Source organism: Massilia sp. HP4 (genome assembly GCF_005222695.1).
In the GTDB taxonomy this organism is placed as follows: Bacteria; Pseudomonadota; Gammaproteobacteria; order Burkholderiales; family Burkholderiaceae_D; genus Telluria.
Genome location: NZ_STGG01000048.1, coordinates 229,182 through 242,382, shown reverse-complemented (window position 1 = coordinate 242,382; position 13,201 = coordinate 229,182). Strand labels below are relative to the sequence as shown.

The window sequence follows — 13,201 nt, the reverse complement described above, 5'->3', positions numbered from 1 at the left end:
ATGCTGATCGAACCGTTCAAGGCTGGGTGGATGGACGGGTTATGCGTCCGTGCACGGGAACTGCCGACAGGACAGCAGCTGCATTTGCTGATCGACGGGGCCTTCGTTCCTGGGCTGCATCGGGGCATTCACCCAGATCGGAAAGGCATGTTGTTTTCCTCGCTTCCGGGGTGTAGCGACGAAGCGTTGGACTTGTCGTCGTTCGTGACGCCATTCGATCTGGAGGATTCAACTGTCCAACGAATGCTGCACCGTTGCAGCGGCTGGCCCATGGTCAGCGTGATCCAGACGCACGAGGATGTGAGACAGCTTGCCGCGAGGATGGCGGCATGGACCGTCATCGAAGCTGAAGGACAGCGGTTTCATTTGCGCTTTGCCGATACGCGAAGGATTCCTGCGATCGTCCATGTGTTGGATCAAGGGCAGCGTGCGCAGCTCCTTGGCCCTGCCACGAGCTGGGCCTGTATCGCGCGCGACGGGGCCTGGCAAGAGATTCGGCTCGATGGCGCCGATGCGGACCTTGCGGCGTCTCCGTCACTGGATGCGCGGCAGTTCGGCTTGCTGGTGGAGGACAGTCGTATCGACGAAATGCTAGCGCTGTTCATGCAGCGTCACATGGGACCACTGGCGCCGGCGTTGCAGGGGTTTGAGGTGCTGTCGCTGGCACTACAGGTGGCAGAAAAAGAGCGATTGACGGAGCAGGCGATGCTGGACTGGTGCGAATTCCTATGGCGGGAGGGACAGGCAGAAACCGCTTCGACTTCCGTGGTCAGGTTTGCCAGCTGGCAAGCGGCACGTGCCGATCGGATTGAAAGGGCGGTAACGCGATGAGTGGTAACAAGCGATTCCTGATCGTGCTGGCGATTATTTCAACGGCGGTTTATTTTTACTCGCGCGAAGAAAAGACTGTCGGCGTGAATCTGCACGGCGTAAATCATACCGCCGAGACGTTCAGCTTCCACCTCAAGGATCCAGAGAACCCGGAAAGAATCAGTGGCGGCAGCGGATTGATCGATCCGTTCGGCGCCGGCGGCATCGGTTGTTGCGCCGTATTGCCGCGTAAATGGGAGCCTGGCCTGAAGTTAAAAATTCATGCGAAGCACTGGCCTAAGAGACCGCCTCGTGGGACTTCGCGTCAAATAAAGGAAGTCGTCGAGGCTGAAGTTCCCAAATATGCTGACGGAGAACCCGGGGAGATATGGGTTCTACGCCACAGTGACGGCAGGATAGAAGTGGTTTCGAGCGATTACGAGCCTGATCATCCCAAGTGGCCAGGCTCCGTTAAGGGCTGGCCAATCCCCTCGATTGAATATAGACGCGAGCGATGGGAATTGTATCGACGACATGAGGCCCACGGCGTTGAATTATACCAATCCCTTCTGAGAGAACTTGAGGATGAACCTGAACGACGTGTTAGCGAAGCTTGGGACTATGCAAAGAAAAACGACCCTACATCGTTAACTGAATTCTCTGGCCCTAACGATCCCACATATTTGACAAAACTCAGAACTCGTTACGCCGCAGGCTTGAAACATAGCAAGCAAAGGCTGCAGAATGTTATGGAGGCGAAACCGTGACTATGCGACTAATCGATGGAGTCGACGAAAAATATACCAATGCTGTTAATTTTGATAAATTTTTCAGCATCGATGACCGCGAAAAAATCACTCTAAACTATGCAGCTAGAGAAAACCCTCGCATATGCGACGCAAAAGAGCGTTGCACGACAAATCTATTCTTCGGATTTTTCTTTGATGGCACCAAAAATAACTATATCCAGGCTGAAGAAGGAAACAATTACTCCAATATAGCTCGCCTCTATGACTGCTATCCCGGCCGTAGCGTGCCAGGTGTCTTGCCACCCTACACCGACTGGAAAAAAACCCGGAGCTTTATCAGCACTTCTTCAAAGTGTATGCGCCTGGCGTCTCTTCCCCTTTCGAGCAGGTAGGTGACATGGCCGACTGGCTGGACGAACGAACTGGAGGCGCAAGCGGCCGAATGGGCGAGCGGCGAATCCTGTGGTCTCTGATCCAGGCTATCAATAACATTCATCGATACTTCTTGGGAACTCCGCTGGTACCTCAATCAGAGATGGACAAAATGTTCGAGCGCGTCACCCTGAACAAATGGACACGCAGGGCAATGACGGGCGAAAAACCTCGATTGACGTTGAAGGCAGGCCGGACCGGATTTACTCCGGCAGCCCATAGCAGCGCAAGAATTGTGTTCGAGCAGTTGCTTCAACGTTTACACAAATCCGTCGCCCAGCACTGGCCTGATCGAACAACGGGACGCCCCGTAAAGATCGCACCTGCCACGGTTAAGACGATTTACATCTCGATCTTCGGGTTCTCGCGCGGCGCAACCCAGGCACGTGCTTTCACCAATTGGCTGCAGTCCGTGTGCAAACTTGACGCGCAGTTAGTCGGCGCAGCAGGCGGCATGTCGCTCGGCGGGTTTCCTGTCCAGTTCGATTTTCTCGGCTTGTTCGACACCGTCGCAGCCATCGGCGTGGGAAATACGCTGGGTGGCACAACAGGGCATGGCGCGTGGGCGGATATCGAAAATAGCCTGCGTATTCCTCACGATGTTCGATGCCTGCATATCGTCGCCGCGCACGAAATAAGGCGCAGTTTTCCTGTGGATTCGATATCGGTAGGCGGAAATCTAGTATTTGGACACCAAGAAATCGTCATGCCAGGCGTCCACTCCGATATCGGTTGCGGATACTGCCCTGGCGAACAGGGACGAGGAATCCATCCCAATGGAGATGACATGCTCGCAAGAATCTCTCTCATCCTGATGTACAAGACAGCACGGTTGACCGGCGTGCCACTGAAACTCGAACTCGCCGGTCAAGAAGCACAAGATCGCTTCGCATTAACGAAAAAGACCATAGTGGACTTCAATGCGTACATTGCATCGTGCCAAGTCAAGAACGGCCCACTCCATGAGATCATGCGCGAGCAAGCACGCAAGTACATCGAATGGCGCGTCTGGCGCCGCATCAGTGGCAAACACCCTTTGCAATCCAGCGACAGTTTTGCAAGGGCATCCAACTTCGACAAAAACGACCTGTACAGCGCGTCTCTCGAATTCGAAGACGAGATCAAGAAGTTCGTCGATTGGAAGCGCAACAAGGCGGTCAGCACCATCTTCAAGTCGCAACAACCTGGGTTTGGCAATGATCACGAAGCTGAATGGCTCCAGATCGCGACATGGTGGAAGGATGAGTTTTCTCTCCCTCCCTGCATCGTGAACTTTTTCGACAATTATGTCCACGACTCGCGCGCCTGGTTCAAATTAGTGCCAGGGAACCCAGACAGCGAAAAACTGGCACACGAGCAATTGCAGGGATGGCAGGCCCGACGTGAGCTGGGGCAGGCGAAAGTCGCGCTATCGACGGCAACCGGAAAGTCGGATTACGAGGCCGCATCGGATCGCCTGAGCCCGGCGCAGAGAGAGGCCGTCGATGAATACAAGAAAACGAAGAAGATTCCACGCATGGCTACTGCTGGACGCGAACCGTGGGATACCCGTATAGGGTGGCTCGCCGGTGCAGGCTACCTACGTTTCAGGAAAATCTATGGCGGCCACGATTCAGTCCTGCTGTCCGGGATCGACACGCCAGCATCCGGGAGTTCCGATGTCGCTACGCGCGCATGATGCTGGCAACGATGCTCCAGAAAACAAAACCCCATCCGGCTTGCGCGGGACGGGTTCTATCAGAGCGCCGACGGTGATCAAGCCGCGACTTCGTCCTCGCACAACGTCAACTTGGCCGTCCGGTGCCCATGCAACTGCGGCATCAGCAACTCGCTACGCTCTTCCAGCAATGCAAACACCTCATCCTTCGACAGCACATACTGCTCGAGCAGCGTGTCCTTGAGCGATTCCATCACCAGCTTGTAATCGCGGATCGAATCGAGCGTATAGCTATAAAGCGCATCGGCCTTTTCTTCCACCAGCCGCACGGTATGCTCGCCGCTGGCTTCCTGCTGCAACTGGCTGTAATCGATCTTCGAGCGCGAATACATCGACAGGCGGCTCACCATGAGATTGAGCATCTTGGTGATCTTCTCGATGTCATTCTGGCTGCCGACCGAAATACCGCGCGCGCCATAGAACAGCTCTTCCGCCGCCACGCCGCCATACAGGCCGACCACATCGCGTTCCAGCTCTTCCAGCGTGCGCAGCGACATATCCTCGCCCGACTGCAGCACATAACCCAGCGCGCCGATCTTCGACACCGCCTCGGTACTGATCTTGAGCAGGTGCGACTTTTCCTTCACCTCGGCCAGGCTGAGCCCAGCGCGCAGGTGGGGATCGATCTGCATGAAGAAGTGCCCCAATTCGTGCAGCGCAATGCGCTCGCGCTGCTTGTGCTTCTCGGCCGTGGTCGCACGGTCGGTCAAGCCGATGGTCGCGCGCTCATAAGCGCGGAACATCAGATTGGTATTGATGATCGTCCTTTCCTGGATCGACAGCATGCTCGCACGCTCGACCACGGTTTCCAGCAGCGCCGGGCTCAGGTTCTGGGTGATCTCGGCCACCTGGTCCAGGTTCAGGTCTTCCCAATCGACCAGGCCTTCCTTCTTGCGTGCCAAAAAGCTGCGCAGCAGTTCGCGGCGCTCGGCCTTGTTCGGCAGGCGGAAGTTGATCTTCACCGAGAAGCGGCGCAGCATCGCTTCGTCCATCTCGGTCGTGTTGTCGTCGAAGTTCGAGGCGACGATCCAGATCACGTTCGCGCCCTTGTCGCTCTTCACGCCATCCAGCAGGCCCAGCATGGTGTTGGCGGTGTCGTCTTCCCATTTCTTGTCGCTGCGGCCGCGCGGCATGAACAGGCTTTGCGCTTCATCCAGGAAGATGATGCACTTGCCCTTGGCGCAAGCCTTGCGGTACAGGGCGTTCAGCGCCTTCGAGCCGCCGCCGACGTAGCCCGACTCAAGCGCCGAACCCGAGGCCGAGATCATCGGCATCTCGAGGCGCTTGGCCAGGTAGCCGACCAATTTGGTTTTACCGGTGCCGGCAGGACCGGTCAGCATCACATTGAACGGCTTGTCGATATTGTGCGACTGGTACACCTCGCGGTTGCGGATCATGTCTTCAAGGTGCAGCACTTCCTGCTTGATATCGTCCATGCCGATCAGGTCGTCCAGGCTGCCCTTCAGCTTGTCCGGGGTGATCATCGACACGCTCGTGCCCATGCCCGGGATGCCGAACTTGATCACGTACAGGATCACCAGCACCAGGATGATCGGGAAAGCATTGCGCTTCGCGAAGTCACCGGCCTGGCCGAGCATGCTCACGCCCTCGTCCATCACCGCCTTGTGGCTGGCCAGGTAGTCATCCCTGGCGATCGAATACGGGATCGCGTTCTTGAGCAACACTTCGCGCTCCAGCGACAGGTGCGAGGTGCTGGGCACCTTCACCACGTTCAAGTTCGCTGAATCCTTGAACTTGTAGATATAGCGCGGCGCCTCGGACAGCGGATGCGCGATCAACAGGTAATCCAGGCGCGCCTTCTGGTCGGCCAGCGAGGTGATCTCGGCGATGTTCTGCGAGTGCACGACCGGGCTCGGGTCTTGCGGCACATCGGACTTGAAGATCGCCAGCGCCACGAGCAAGCCCAGCAGGATAGCGGACAGGATGCGGACGTAAACGTTCTTGAAGGCAATCTGAAGTCGGGAAAAATTGGGCATCTGGTACTCGTCGAAGTGCGTCGAACAAAAAGTGGAACTGCATATGCCGTGTCGCAAGGACAGCGATGACGGCGTCGGCCCGGGCCGAAGGTTTCAGACGTGTTGGTGTGGACGTTGCTGTGATGCCCGAAGGCAAGGGGATAAGGAGACTATACCTTTAAAAAAAACCGAGGTGAATACCCTGAAGATAAAAAAGTGCGGAATTTGACGACGATGAAAAAGCTGATAACGCTTTTGACTATCCGAGTGACAGCAATAATGATGAATGTGCCAATAAAATCATGATTTATTGCGAAATTCGCATTATCAAACTGCATAGACGCTGCATTATATTTACTGCTGATCGCGGTTTATTTACCACAGTTAACTTTTCCTTTGATTGAGCTCAAGATGCGTGCATCTTTCAGTAAACACATGACTTCCTTATACAACTCATCGGTTCAATTGCGCGCGGTGGCGCCAGCGGATTTGCTATCCTGATGTGGCAAGATGGCGACCGCGGATGGCGTTTCAACCCATCCAAAGCTCGGTGGCATTTAGCTTGTAAAGAGGAACGGCTATGAAAAGATATGCTTTGATGGCGGCGCTTGCGCTCTTCCTCGCCAATGCGGCCCAGGCCGCCGTTATCGATCTCAACCTCGACCTCGTTCCCGGCAATGGCGCGCAGGCTATGCCGGTCCCACAACCGGTGCACGACCTGGCGGTCACGGGCCACACCGCTATCGTCACGCCGCCATCCCATCTATCCGAACTGCCCGAGCCCGAAGTATTCGCGATGATGCTGGTCGGCCTGATCCTGATCGGCTACCGGGCCAGCCGCGACAGCAGCGACAAGTTCAAATAGTTGCGAAATGCAGTGGGGCAAGGTGCGCGGCTCAGCAGGCCGGATGGCTGCACAAGCCATGCAGCTTGGTGATCGTGCGCCAGTTGCGCGACGTCGTACCGTCGCCCAGCTGCTTGCCCAGCGCGGCCGCGGCAGCGCTGTCGAGCACACCTTCCGGGCACCACACATAGGCCGCGCGGCGGCCGATCGCGAGCGCCTCGGGCTGCCAGTCCTGGCCACACAGGCAGGCAGCCACCTCGCGCTGGGCCTCGCCCGACAACAGGAAGGCGAACAGGCGTGCATGGTCGTCGGCCAGGTCCACCAGTGGATTGTCGTCGACGATCTCGGCAAATTCCTGGCGTTCGAGCACGAACACGCGCGCTCCCACGCCAAGGCGCAAGATCATCGCCTCCTCGATCGCTTCCGCCGCCTGGCTGGAGGGCACGTCGGCGTCGAAGATCACATTGCCGCTATTGAGCAGGCTGCGTACGCCCGTATAGCCGAGGCTCTCGACCAGCTTGCGCAAGTCGGCCATGGCAATCCGCTTGGCGCGGCCGACGTTTACGCCGCGCAACAGGGCAATATAGCGTTGGCTGATCATGTGGGCATGGTAACGTGCCGCCGGCAATCGGCGCGCGCGCCTCCTATGGACAGCGCCAGTGTCAGTTCAGGCCTTCGCGGCGCAGGGCCTCGCGCACCACGGGCAGGCTGGCGACCCGCGCCTGGTAGGCTTGCAGCGCCGGCCAGGCCTCGAGCGAGTGCTTGGCGAAGCCGACCCAGTTCAGTACCGCGAACAAGTAGGCGTCGGCCACTGTGAATTGCGGTCCGGTCAGGTAGCCGTCGCCGTCGATCCGGTTGGCGACATAGGTCAGCGGCGCGGCCAACGCGGCCCAGGCCGCCTGCTTGCCCTCCTCCGTCGTCCCCGGCGTGAACAGCGGCGAGAAACGCTTGTGCAGCTCGGTCGACAGCCAGCCCAGCCATTCCATCAACTGGTAGCGCTCGAAGCTGCCAAAGGCCGGCGCCAGGCCGCTGGCGGGTGCCTGGTCGGCCACGTATTGCAGGATCACCTGGTTTTCGGTGAGCAGGCGTCCGTCTTCCAGCTCCAGTGCCGGCACATAGCCCTTGGGACTGAGCGCGCGGAAATCCTCGCCGCTGCCCGTCTGCTTGGTGCGCAGGCTGACGCGCTCGGAGGCGAAAGGCAGGCCGGTGGCCAGCAGGGCGATGTGGGGAGCGAGCGAACAGGCGCCGGGGCTGAAATAGAGCTTCATGGTTCTCCTGATGAATGGGCGGCCGGTCAGGCCGATGTCAAAGCGTACAACAATTCCCCGAACATCGAAGAAAGCGGCAGACCGATTGCGGATACTTACAATCATCCGTGCCCGCCAGTGATAACATCGGCGCAGATTGAATGGAGGCAAAATGAGCGATGACCACGCGATGGTTCCCGTGACCCAGATAGAGCCGGGCATGGTGCTCTCGGATGAGCTGCTGGACAATAACGGCCTGGTGCTGCTGGCCAAGGGCGCGGTCCTGAGCGAGGCGACCATCGCCTCGCTGCAGCGCCACCATATCGAGGCGGTGCCGGTGGCCCGCGTCGAGGCCCACCGCGCCCCGGACGAGCAGGCGGTGGTAGCCCGGCTCGACCACCTGTTCCGCCAGCACGACCTCGACGACGACCATGACTGGGCCGCCAAGCTGCTGCGCCGCTACGTCGAGGATTACCGGCTCGAACGGCAGGTGGCGCCATGACGATCACGTCCGAAGAACTGATCCAGGGCCTGGACGACCTGCCTTCGCTGCCGGCCGTGGTGATGGAGCTATTAGGCAGCATCGACCAGGAAGACATCGACATCTCGGTGCTGGCAAAAAAAGTGTCGGCCGACCAGGCCCTGACCGCCAAGACGCTGCGCTTGGCCAACTCGTCGGCCTTCGGCCTGCAAGTCAAGGCCACCACGATCCAGCAAGCCATGACTTACCTTGGCTTCCAGTCGACGCGCAACCTGATCATGGCGGCGGCGATGACAGGTTGTTTCCCGAGCGGACGTTGCCCCAGCTTCGACGACAAGGCCTTCTGGCGCCTGTCGATCGCCACCGCCGCCTGCACGCGGGTGCTGGCGCGCCATATGCGTTTCAACCAGGACGTCGCGTTCACGGCCGGCTTGCTGCATGGCATCGGGCGCCTGGTACTGGTAACGCGCTACCCCGAGCAGTACGATGCTGTCTTGCGCGAGCGCAAGCGCCTCGATGGCGACCTGCTCGACACCGAGCGGGCCGTGCTGGGCGTCGACCATGTGCTGGCCGGCGCGGCGCTGGCTGAGCACTGGCAATTCTCGGGCACGATGCAGCAGGCCATCGCCTTCTACCATGCGCCCGAAACGCCGGGCGCCGGCTTCCTGGCAACGATCGTGCATGTGGCCAATGCCGTGGCGCATGCGCTCGACCTGGCCGGCGATGCGGACGAGCTGGTGCCTTCCGTATCCAGCGTGGCCTGGACGGCACTCGGTTTGTCTGAAGAAACATGGCTGCATGTGTTCCGCGAAACGGAACTGCAGTTCGAAGAAATGACAGCCATCCTGATGGCCTAGGCCGCAGGACGGTGCACGATGAATCGGTGGTGCTAGCGCGGCGCCGCTGATGGAATAACGGCGCCGCAGCCCGCCAATACCGAAGGCATGACAGATGCGGCTGTCATGCCCACGGCATTAGTGCGCATAATTGCCGGAGGTCTTGTTCGACGCTTCGTTGGTTTGCGCGCCCTGGCCTTGCGCAGGCTGGGCTCCCTGCTGGGCAGCTGCGGCGGCGGCCTGTGCAGCTTTCTCTTCTGGCTTCGGACGGCCCTGGGCATCCGACAGGCGGTATTTGGTGCGGCGATCGCCCATCAGGTCGCGCAGGTCGCGGATGCTCATGCCGGTCACTTCGTGCATGCGGATCAGCAGCGAGGCGCCGACCGGCAGGCGGTGGTGGCGGATCTTGCTGATGACCGGCGGCGCCACTTCGAGCATGCGCGACAGCGCGGCGTCGTTTTTCAGCTGCATCTTGCCGAGCAGGATGTCCAGCAGGTGGTTCGGGTTGTAACTTTCCTGCGAAGATAGAGCGTGATGTTGTTGTGCCATGATAATTACCTCACGAGTTTGGTTAAAATAGTTCCCTTACGAACTTTTGTTAAAGACTACGTTTCGTCAACATAAGTTCCCGGAACTTGTTCAGGGATTAAACAGCGCTAATCTGAACATTCCCTTAAGAATTCCGGCCCACAGTGCTCCATGTTCTTTCCGCATGCGCACTTGTCTTTCAAACAAATTATCAGTCGCGCACGCCAGTGCGATGACGAACCGGCGCATGTGACTCCTTGTCGGAAATCAAGCTATCGTGTGGAAAGCTTGTCACGTTTGCATTTCAGCACATGGGGCTCAATTGTGGCGCACGCAAGAGATTTCTTGGATAAATTTTGTTAATCAGAATGCACCCGGAAGTCATTGATTTACATAGAGAAACACTTCATGCCACGGTGCCTATGTGTCATGAATAAACAAGTATGTTCGCTGCCGAACATTTAACAAACTGAGCATTACTGCAATTACTTTAGGTAAGGAAATTAACCATTCCAAGCGGCATCGAAACATGCCGCGCACCCGCGGTTTAACGGGGTCAGTACCGAATTACGGTAAACTGGCCCGCACCCGCATTGTCGATGCAGCGCTCGCCCCCAACTAGCAATTCCATGCAAAAAAAAGTATTTATCAAAACCTTCGGCTGCCAGATGAATGAGTACGACTCGGACAAGATGATCGATGTCCTTGGCGCCTCTGATGGACTCGTGCGCACCGACAAGGCCGAAGACGCGGACGTGATCCTGTTCAACACCTGCTCGATCCGCGAAAAATCGCAAGAGAAGGTATTTTCAGACCTTGGCCGGATCAAGGAACTCAAGCGCAACAAGCCCGAGCTGGTTATCGGCGTGGGCGGCTGCGTGGCGTCGCAAGAAGGCGACGCCATCGTCAAGCGCGCGCCTTTTGTCGACGTCGTGTTTGGCCCGCAAACCCTGCACCGCCTGCCCCAGCTGATCCAGGACCGGCGCCAGTCGGGCAAGGCGCAGGTCGACATCAGCTTCCCCGAGATCGAGAAATTCGACTTCTTGCCGCCTGCCAAGGTTGACGGCCCGGTCGCCTATGTCTCGATCATGGAAGGCTGCAGCAAGTACTGCAGCTACTGTGTCGTGCCCTATACCCGCGGCGAGGAAGTCTCGCGCCGCTTCGAGGACGTGCTGACCGAGGTCGCCGGCCTGGCCGCCCAGGGCGTGAAAGAAATCATGCTGCTGGGCCAGAACGTGAATGCCTTCCGCGGCGCCATGGAAAGCGGAGAAACCGCCGACTTCGCCCTGCTGCTCGAATACATCGCCGAGATCCCCGGCATCGAGCGCCTGCGCTTCGTCACCAGCCACCCGAAGGAATTCAGCCAGCGCCTGATCGATGCCTATGCAAGAATCCCGCAACTGGTGAGCCACCTGTACCTGCCGGTGCAGCATGGTTCGGATCGCGTGCTCAACGCCATGAAGCGTGGCTATACCGGCCTGGAATACAAATCGATCATCCGCCGCCTGCGCGCGGTGCGCCCGAACATCACGTTCTCGTCCGACTTCATCGTCGGCTTCCCGGGCGAGACCGAGGCCGATTTCGAGGCCATGATGAAACTGGTCGAGGACGTGAACTTCGACAATAGCTTCAGCTTTATCTTCAGCAAGCGTCCCGGCACCCCGGCCGCGAACCTCGAAGACGACACACCGCATGAGGTCAAGCTGGCGCGCCTGCAACGGTTGCAAGCCCTGATCGACCTGAACACGCGCAAGCACAGCGCCGCCATGGTAGGTAGCGTGCAGCGGGTGCTGGTCGAAGGCGTCGCCAAGAAGGACGCCACCCAATTGCAGGGCCGCGCCGAGAACAACCGCGTGGTCCTATTCCCGATGAGTCCGTTGGACGCAGCGAATGCATCACTGATCGGCCAGTTGGTCGACGTGCGCATCGCCGCCAGCCACGATTACTATTTGCGCGGCGAACTCGTCGCCAACCTCGATACGATAGCCATAGCCAGTTGAAAACACAGCCAACCTTACCCTCGTACTTCATTCCCGAGCCGCTCGACAATACGCGGCTCGCCCACCTGTGCGGTCCGCTCGACGAGAACCTGCGCCAGATCTCGGCCGCGCTCGACGTGACGATCTTCCGTCGCGGCGAGAAATTCATCGTCACCGGCGCCAATGCCGGGCGCGCCGTCGAATTGCTCGAACGTTTTTATGCGGTCGCCAACAAGATCGTGCCGATCGAAGAAGTGCAGCTGGCCCTGGTCGAGCAGCGCGCCGGCCTGAAGCCGCGCGGCGCTGACGAAGCGCCGGCCGCGGGCAAACCCGCCAAGGCCGCCGACGCGAACGAAACCGATGTCGACGCAGCGCCGGACAACCTCGAAAGCCCGATCCTCAAGACCCGCCGCAGCGATTTGCGCGGCCGCACGCCGCACCAGATCCAGTACCTGAACGCGGTGCTGAACCACGACATCAGCTTCGGCGTCGGCCCGGCCGGCACCGGCAAGACCTACCTGGCCGTGGCCTGCGCGGTCGATGCCCTCGAGCGCGACGCCGTCAAGCGCATCATCCTGACCCGGCCGGCGGTCGAGGCCGGCGAACGCCTGGGCTTCTTGCCGGGCGACCTGGCGCAGAAAGTCGATCCCTATCTGCGGCCTTTGTATGACGCGCTGTACGACCTGCTCGGCTTTGACCGCACGCAAAAGCTGTTTGAGAAACAGGTGATCGAGATCGCACCGCTGGCCTATATGCGCGGCCGCACCCTGAATCACGCCTTCGTGATCCTGGACGAAGCGCAGAACACGACCGTCGAGCAAATGAAGATGTTCCTGACCCGGATCGGCTTCGGCAGCAAGGCCGTCGTCACCGGCGATGTGACGCAAGTCGACCTGCACAAGACCCAGCGCAGCGGTTTAGTGGACGCCATGCACGTGCTGAAGGACGTGCGCGGCATCGAATTTACCCAGTTCTCGAGCGCCGACGTGGTGCGCCACCCGCTGGTGGCGCGCATCATCGACGCCTATGAGCACGAAACGTCCGTCCAGGAACTGGGCGCCCTTCCCAAACCGACCCCGGTGAAGAATGCAAGAAAAAAAATATCCCCTTGAACTGGAAATCCAGTTCGCCGATACCCGCCTCGAAGGCGAGATCACCGAAGCCAAGCTGCACCGTTGGGTCGAGGCCTCCCTGCTCGGCCCGGCCGAGCTGACCATCCGCTTTGTCAATGCCGAAGAAGGCCAGGCCCTGAACAAGGCCTACCGCGGCAAGGACTATGCCACCAACGTCCTCACCTTCGCCTATAACGAAGAAGAGGAACTGGGCGAGGACGACCCGACCCAGGCCGACATCGTGCTGTGCACCGACGTGCTGCAGCGCGAGGCCGAAGAGCAAGGCAAGACGGTCGAGGAACACGCGGCCCACCTGGTCGTGCACGGCGTGCTGCACGCCCAGGGCTGGGACCACGAAAACGACGACGACGCCGAGGAAATGGAACAGTTCGAGCGCGACATCATGGAGGTGCTGGGCTTCCCGGATCCGTACGCGGATTGACCTTGACGGCCCCGTGCGCACCCTTGTAAATATGGGGTGCGCTTCTAT

General features: G+C 59.1%; 14 protein-coding genes. 10 read left to right on the top strand and 4 right to left on the bottom strand.

Annotation, left to right across the window (positions count from 1 at the left end; genetic code table 11):
- The 4 genes from E8M83_RS18855 to E8M83_RS18840 are packed head-to-tail and all read left to right on the top strand — an operon-like array spanning window position 1 to window position 3,669.
- Window positions 1-831 carry a DUF4123 domain-containing protein gene (locus tag E8M83_RS18855; RefSeq protein ID WP_137174889.1) on the top strand — a complete coding sequence of 277 codons (831 nt, stop codon included), beginning with the start codon at window positions 1-3 and terminating at the stop codon, window positions 829-831.
- Window positions 828-1,577 (top strand): DUF3304 domain-containing protein, encoded by a 750-nt coding sequence (locus E8M83_RS18850; RefSeq protein ID WP_137174888.1) that lies wholly within the window; start codon window positions 828-830, stop codon window positions 1,575-1,577. The genes E8M83_RS18855 and E8M83_RS18850 overlap by 4 nt, the downstream gene beginning before the upstream one ends.
- Complete coding sequence (locus E8M83_RS18845) at window positions 1,574-1,951, top strand: hypothetical protein (RefSeq protein ID WP_137174887.1); 378 nt, start codon at window positions 1,574-1,576, stop codon at window positions 1,949-1,951. Before E8M83_RS18850 ends, E8M83_RS18845 begins: the two co-directional genes overlap by 4 nt.
- A gap of 5 nt (window positions 1,952-1,956) precedes the next feature.
- Entirely contained in the window at window positions 1,957-3,669 is a 1,713-nt protein-coding gene (locus E8M83_RS18840) for a DUF2235 domain-containing protein (RefSeq protein ID WP_137174886.1), read from the top strand.
- A 77-nt stretch (window positions 3,670-3,746) separates the two neighbouring features.
- Here the strand turns inward: E8M83_RS18840 and E8M83_RS18835 are convergent, their stop codons facing one another.
- Window positions 3,747-5,705: an AAA family ATPase gene (locus E8M83_RS18835; protein WP_137174885.1), complete on the bottom strand. Its 1,959-nt coding sequence runs from the start codon at window positions 5,703-5,705 to the stop codon at window positions 3,747-3,749.
- Between the two features lie 559 nt (window positions 5,706-6,264).
- Here E8M83_RS18835 and E8M83_RS18830 point away from each other — a divergent pair.
- On the top strand, window positions 6,265-6,549 hold the full coding sequence (locus E8M83_RS18830; RefSeq protein ID WP_137174884.1) for a hypothetical protein: 285 nt from the start codon (window positions 6,265-6,267) through the stop codon (window positions 6,547-6,549).
- A gap of 31 nt (window positions 6,550-6,580) precedes the next feature.
- Here the strand turns inward: E8M83_RS18830 and E8M83_RS18825 are convergent, their stop codons facing one another.
- Both E8M83_RS18825 and gstA read right to left on the bottom strand, forming a co-directional pair.
- Window positions 6,581-7,129 (bottom strand): DUF1697 domain-containing protein, encoded by a 549-nt coding sequence (locus E8M83_RS18825; protein WP_137174883.1) that lies wholly within the window; start codon window positions 7,127-7,129, stop codon window positions 6,581-6,583.
- A gap of 61 nt (window positions 7,130-7,190) precedes the next feature.
- Window positions 7,191-7,796 carry a glutathione transferase GstA gene (gene gstA / locus E8M83_RS18820; protein WP_137174882.1) on the bottom strand — a complete coding sequence of 202 codons (606 nt, stop codon included), beginning with the start codon at window positions 7,794-7,796 and terminating at the stop codon, window positions 7,191-7,193.
- Between the two features lie 151 nt (window positions 7,797-7,947).
- Between gstA and E8M83_RS18815 the strand changes: the two genes are divergently transcribed.
- Window positions 7,948-8,277, top strand: a complete 330-nt coding sequence (locus E8M83_RS18815; protein ID WP_137174881.1) for a hypothetical protein — start codon at window positions 7,948-7,950, stop codon at window positions 8,275-8,277.
- Window positions 8,274-9,113 (top strand): HDOD domain-containing protein, encoded by an 840-nt coding sequence (locus E8M83_RS18810; protein ID WP_137174880.1) that lies wholly within the window; start codon window positions 8,274-8,276, stop codon window positions 9,111-9,113. The genes E8M83_RS18815 and E8M83_RS18810 overlap by 4 nt, the downstream gene beginning before the upstream one ends.
- Window positions 9,114-9,230: 117 nt before the next feature.
- On the opposite strand, the gene E8M83_RS18805 is transcribed toward E8M83_RS18810, so the two are convergent.
- Window positions 9,231-9,641: a hypothetical protein gene (locus E8M83_RS18805; protein ID WP_137174879.1), complete on the bottom strand. Its 411-nt coding sequence runs from the start codon at window positions 9,639-9,641 to the stop codon at window positions 9,231-9,233.
- Window positions 9,642-10,249: 608 nt separating this feature from the next.
- Here E8M83_RS18805 and miaB point away from each other — a divergent pair.
- Genes miaB through ybeY form a run of 3 tightly spaced genes read left to right on the top strand, consistent with a single transcriptional unit; the run spans window position 10,250 to window position 13,153 of the window.
- Window positions 10,250-11,620 (top strand): tRNA (N6-isopentenyl adenosine(37)-C2)-methylthiotransferase MiaB, encoded by a 1,371-nt coding sequence (miaB, locus tag E8M83_RS18800; protein WP_137174878.1) that lies wholly within the window; start codon window positions 10,250-10,252, stop codon window positions 11,618-11,620.
- On the top strand, window positions 11,617-12,711 hold the full coding sequence (locus E8M83_RS18795) for a PhoH family protein (RefSeq protein ID WP_137174877.1): 1,095 nt from the start codon (window positions 11,617-11,619) through the stop codon (window positions 12,709-12,711). Before miaB ends, E8M83_RS18795 begins: the two co-directional genes overlap by 4 nt.
- Window positions 12,686-13,153 carry an rRNA maturation RNase YbeY gene (ybeY, locus tag E8M83_RS18790; protein WP_137174876.1) on the top strand — a complete coding sequence of 156 codons (468 nt, stop codon included), beginning with the start codon at window positions 12,686-12,688 and terminating at the stop codon, window positions 13,151-13,153. Before E8M83_RS18795 ends, ybeY begins: the two co-directional genes overlap by 26 nt.
- Window positions 13,154-13,201 lie beyond the last annotated feature (48 nt).